The organism is Pseudomonas protegens (assembly GCF_003732485.1).
Taxonomy (GTDB): Bacteria; Pseudomonadota; Gammaproteobacteria; order Pseudomonadales; family Pseudomonadaceae; genus Aquipseudomonas; species Aquipseudomonas protegens_B.
In genome coordinates, this window is record NZ_MOAK01000073.1 from 226,508 (window position 1) to 231,557 (window position 5,050).

At 65.0% G+C, this 5,050-nt stretch carries 4 protein-coding genes; 2 read left to right on the plus strand and 2 right to left on the minus strand.

The window, feature by feature from the left end:
- Window positions 1–352: 352 nt before the first annotated feature.
- The gene (arcD, locus tag BLX41_RS19225) at window positions 353–1,780 is read left to right on the plus strand and encodes an arginine-ornithine antiporter (RefSeq protein ID WP_123726161.1); all 1,428 of its coding nucleotides are present in this window, start codon (window positions 353–355) and stop codon (window positions 1,778–1,780) included.
- Window positions 1,777–2,646, plus strand: a complete 870-nt coding sequence (locus tag BLX41_RS19230) for a DNA-3-methyladenine glycosylase family protein (protein ID WP_123726162.1) — start codon at window positions 1,777–1,779, stop codon at window positions 2,644–2,646. Before arcD ends, BLX41_RS19230 begins: the two co-directional genes overlap by 4 nt.
- A gap of 123 nt (window positions 2,647–2,769) precedes the next feature.
- Here BLX41_RS19230 and BLX41_RS19235 read toward each other — a convergent pair whose 3' ends face one another.
- Both BLX41_RS19235 and BLX41_RS35735 read right to left on the minus strand, forming a co-directional pair.
- Window positions 2,770–4,125, minus strand: a complete 1,356-nt coding sequence (locus BLX41_RS19235; RefSeq protein ID WP_123726163.1) for a CoA transferase — start codon at window positions 4,123–4,125, stop codon at window positions 2,770–2,772.
- A gap of 98 nt (window positions 4,126–4,223) precedes the next feature.
- Window positions 4,224–5,050: methyl-accepting chemotaxis protein (locus tag BLX41_RS35735; protein ID WP_259745009.1), on the minus strand; the 827-nt coding region annotated here is incomplete at its 5' end.

The window sequence follows — 5,050 nt, forward strand, 5'->3', positions numbered from 1 at the left end:
GAATGACTTAAGATTTGTTGCGAGGGGTAGAATGCTGCCCTGATAGGGCCATTCCAGAGGCATTGCGATCTCCTTATCAGTAGCGGTTCTCATTGCCGACGACGTTTGAAACTAGACCCTTTTGGCGGATGTGCAAATCTTTCGGAGGCATTGATTAATTACTTGGTAGTGATGGCACTTAGTGCATAGGCCAAACAAAACAGTCGGTTATTCAGTGCCTTCTGCCGGGTATCCGTAACCCTGTTGCATAAAGGATGATTAATTGACTGTTACTGTTAGACGCAAATTTGTAGAAGTTATTTAATAGCGTGTAGCTTTATCGCCAGATCGACTCACTGAAGCAGAGGTAGGGATGTCACAACCGGCGCAGAAGCTGCAACTCGGTGCATTGATCGCCTTGGTGGTGGGTTCCATGATTGGTGGCGGGATCTTCTCGCTGCCGCAGAATATGGCGGCCCGCGCTGATGCCGGCGCGGTGTTGATCGGCTGGGCCATCACCGCTGTGGGGATGCTGACCCTGGCCTTCGTTTTCCAGACCCTGGCCAACCGCAAGCCGGAGCTCGACTCCGGGGTCTATGCCTATGCCAAGGCCGGATTCGGCGACTACATGGGCTTCTCGTCCGCCTGGGGTTACTGGATCAGTGCCTGGCTGGGCAATGTCGGCTACTTCGTCCTGCTGTTCAGCACCCTGGGCTATTTCTTTCCGGTGTTCGGCCAGGGCAATACCCCGGTGGCCATCGGCTGTGCCTCGCTCCTGCTGTGGGCTGTGCATTTCCTGGTGCTGCGGGGGATCAAGGAGGCGGCCTTCATCAACCAGCTGACCACCGTGGCGAAGATTGTGCCGCTGGTGATGTTCATCGTTATCGCTGCCGTGGCGTTCAAGGCGGATATCTTCACCCGGGATATCTGGGGCCGCAGCAACCCGAATTTTGGCGGGGTGATGGACCAGGTGCGCAACATGATGCTGGTCACGGTATTCGTGTTCATCGGCATCGAGGGCGCCAGCGTGTATTCGGCCCGAGCGCAGAAACGCGCCGATGTCGGGCGGGCCACGGTGATCGGTTTTCTCGGGGTGTTGGCGCTGCTGGTGCTGGTGAACGTGCTGTCGTTGGGCATCATGAGCCAGCCGGAGCTGGCGCAATTGCAGAACCCGTCCCTGGCGGCGGTGCTGGAGCATATCGTCGGCCCCTGGGGCGCCTTGCTGATCAGTATCGGCCTTGCGGTTTCCTTGCTGGGGGCCTTGTTGTCCTGGGCCTTGCTGTGCGCCGAGATCCTCTACGCCACTGCCCGGGACCGGACCATGCCGGCGTTCCTGAAGAAGGAAAACGCCAACCATGTGCCGGTCAACGCCTTGTGGCTGACCAACGTGATGATCCAGATCTTCCTGCTGATCACCCTGTTTTCCGCCGGCACCTACACCAGCCTGATTTACCTGGCGTCGTCGATGATCCTGGTGCCCTACCTGTGGTCGGCGGCCTACGCGGTCCTGCTCAGCGGTCGCGGGGAAACCTACGAACAGGCGTCGCGTGAACGCAAGAAGGACCTGTTCATCGCCACCGTGGCGCTGAGTTACGCCATCTGGCTGTTGTACGCCGGCGGACTGAAGTATCTGCTGCTGTCGGCGTTGCTGTATGCGCCGGGGGTGATCCTGTTTGCCCAGGCCAAACGCGAGCAGGGCGAGCCGCTGTTCACCCCGCTGGAAAAACTGATCTTCGCGGCGGTGGTCATCGGCGCTTCGCTGGCGGCTTATGGCCTGTACAGCGGCCTGCTGGCGCTGTGATTCAACTCCTGCCCTACCAGGGCGCCTACGACTGGCCGGCGATGCTGGGTTTCCTCAGGGCGCGCGCCATCGAGGGGCAGGAAGTGGTCCAGGGCGATACCTATGCCCGCACCTTCGCGCTGGAGGGCGGCCAGGGCATCTTGAGTGTGTGCCCCGGGCCGGTGGGCCATTTGCAGGTGCAGTTGCAGGTCACCGAGCAAGCCCTGCTACCCCAGGTGCTGGCGCGCCTGCGCCGGCAATTCGACCTGGACGCGGACCTGCCCCTGATCAACCGCCATCTGGCCCGTGACCCGCTGCTCGCACCGTTGCTGGCGGCACGCCCCGGCCTGCGAGTGCCGGGAACCTGGGACGGCTTCGAGCTGGCCATTCGCGCCGTGCTGGGCCAGCAGATCACTGTGCAGGGTGCGATCCGTCTGGCGGGCAAGCTGGTGGCGGTGCATGGCCGGCCGCTGGCCAGTCCAGATCCGCGGTGGCCCGGTCTGACCCATGTATTTGCCTCGCCCCAGGTGCTGGCCGCTGCCGACCTCGGCTGCCTGGGAATGCCTCGCAGCCGGGCCCATACACTGTCCGCCGTGGCCCGGGCCTTGCTCGACGACCCGCAACTGTTCGAACCCAAGGCCAGCCTGCAACAGGGGGTGGAGCGCCTGCGGCAATTGCCGGGAATCGGCGATTGGACGGCGCATTACATAGCCCTGCGCCAGATGCGCGAGGGCGACGCCTTTCCGGCGGCGGACGTAGGCCTGTTCAACGCCGTGGCGCATCTGGAGGGACGGCGGTCCAATGCCCGTCAACTGCTGGCGCGGGCCGAGGCCTGGCGGCCTTGGCGCGGTTATGCGGCGCAGCATTTGTGGACGGCCATGGGCTGAAATTGTCCGCTGGTCCCTGTAGGAGGCGGTTTGCCGGCAAATCGGGCCTTGAGCCTTGCACGCCCCTGGGAGCTTCTTCGCTGGCAAGCCAGCTGCTACGGGATCAACCGGCAGCCAAGGCGCTCACCACCATCTGGGGCGATGGGCGCCCAGGGCGGTGGCCGGGCCATTCCACTGCACGGGCGTTCCATTGATGTGCAACGGCACCCGCAGGCGCCGGGCCGGTCCCCAACTGGTCTGTTCCAGTACCAGCCCCTGATCCTCGTCGTCCTCGGTCCGCAGTGGAATTTCGGTTGTCGCTGACAGGGAATGATCAATCAGCAACTTGGCGGTGCGGGCTAGGGACAGGCGCGCCGACGAGCCTTGGCCGCCGCTCAGGGACTGGTTCAGAGCCCGTAGGGCAGTGGCTGCCATCAGGTAGCCAGTGGCGTGGTCCAGGGCCTGGACCGGCAGTGGCACGGGTTGCTCCGCGACTTTCCAGGCCATGCCGGCTTTGGCGATGCCGCAGCTCATCTGCACCAGGCTGTCGAAGCCCCGGCGGTTGCGCCAGGGGCCGCTCCAGCCGTAGGCATTGAGGCTGACCTCGATCAGCCCCGGGGCGATTGCCTGGCGTGTCCCGGCGTCATAACCCAGGTGCTCCAGGGCATCGGCGCGATAGCCATGCAGAAGCAGGTCGGCCTGCGCCAGCAGGCCTTCGAACAAGGCGCGCTGCTCAAGGTCGTGCAGATCGAGGCGCGCGCAGCGTTTGCCCAGGGTCACCTCCGGCTCCAGGGCCGGCTCGTTCCAGTGCGGCGGATCGATGCGCAACACCTCGGCGCCCAGCCCCGCCAGCAGGCGGCTGGCCACCGGGCCGGCCAGGACCCGGGTCAGGTCCAGCACCTTGAGCCCGGCCAGCGGCCGGTTGCTGGAGCCGCTCCAGGATTTTGGCCGCTCTGCGTCCTGGGGCAGCCAGTGCACCAGGGGCTCGCTGTTGACCGCCTGGCCCTGGGGATGGGCCTGCCACTGCGCCCAGCTGCGCATCTGCGCGGCACAACCGCCCTGGTCGACTATCGCCTGTTCCAGTTCCAGGGCGTCCCAGGTGGCGACCTGGGCGGCCATGGCCGAGCGTTCGCTCGCAGCTCCCAGCACCCGTTCGGCGGCGGCCCGGTGGTGAGGTGCGTTGGTGTGCAGGCGAATCCAGCCGTCGCGGGTGGCGTAGTCGCCGGCAATCGGGTCCCAGGGTGATGGCAGGCTCCAGCCCTGCGGGCGGATCGAGCTGGCGAACCAGAACGAGGCCAGGCGCCGGTCGACGCTGACCTCTGGCAGGCGCCCGGTCTGGTTGTACAGGAGTTCAGCGACTGCCTGCCCGGAAGCGGCAATGCTGGCACTGGCCAGGTCGGTCACGGCGAAGGCCGAGGGCAAGGCGCCCTGGCCGGTTTGCCGGATGCTTGATGACGCCAGGCCCAGCGCGGCCTGGATGGATGCGAGTAACTCGGTCATGGCCCACTCCGCGGATCAGAGGAGGGCATTGCACCCTGAAACTGCCGCGGCTGTCGATCACCCCTGGTCATCGGCCGCGGCTGGCGCCAGCGCAGCGCTTACACGCGAAACTGATCCATCAGCTTCATTTGCTGGGTCGCCAGGGCATTGAGCTGGCTGCTGACCTGAGCCGACTCACTGGCCTGTTCGGTGAGGGTTTCGGTCACGGTGCGGATCGCCGAGACGTTGCGGTTGACCTCTTCGGCCACCGCGCTCTGTTGTTCGGCGGCGCTGGCGATCTGCAGGTTCATGTCGCTGATCACGGTGACCGCGTCGCTGATCTTGCCCAGGGCCTGGACCGCCTGCTGAATCTGCCCGGCATTGTTCTGCGCCTGGCTCTGGCTGGCGTGCATGGTGGTCACCACATCCCGGGTGCCGCTCTGGATGCGTTCGATCACCACGCGGATTTCTTCCACCGAGTCCTGGGTGCGCTTGGCCAGGTTGCGCACTTCATCGGCTACCACGGCGAAGCCGCGACCGCTTTCCCCGGCACGGGCCGCTTCGATGGCGGCGTTGAGGGCCAGCAGGTTGGTCTGCTCGGCGATGCTGCGGATCACTTCCAGCACCGAACCTATCTGTTCGCTGCTCACCGCCAGGGCTTCGACTTCACCCACCGCCTTGCTCACCTCGTCGGCCAGCAGGCTGATATCCCGGGTGCTGCGCTCGATGATGGTCATGCCTTCCTTGGCCGACTGGTCGGCGCCACGGGCGGCCTGGGCGGCATTGGAGGCACTGTTGGCGACATCGTGGGCGGTGGCGCTCATTTCGTTGGACGCGGTGGCCACCTGGTCGATCTCGCGGAACTGCACTTGCATGCCTTCGCTGGTCTGGCGGGCGATTTCCGAAGACTGGTCGGCGGTGCCGCGGGCCTCGGTGATGCTCTGCT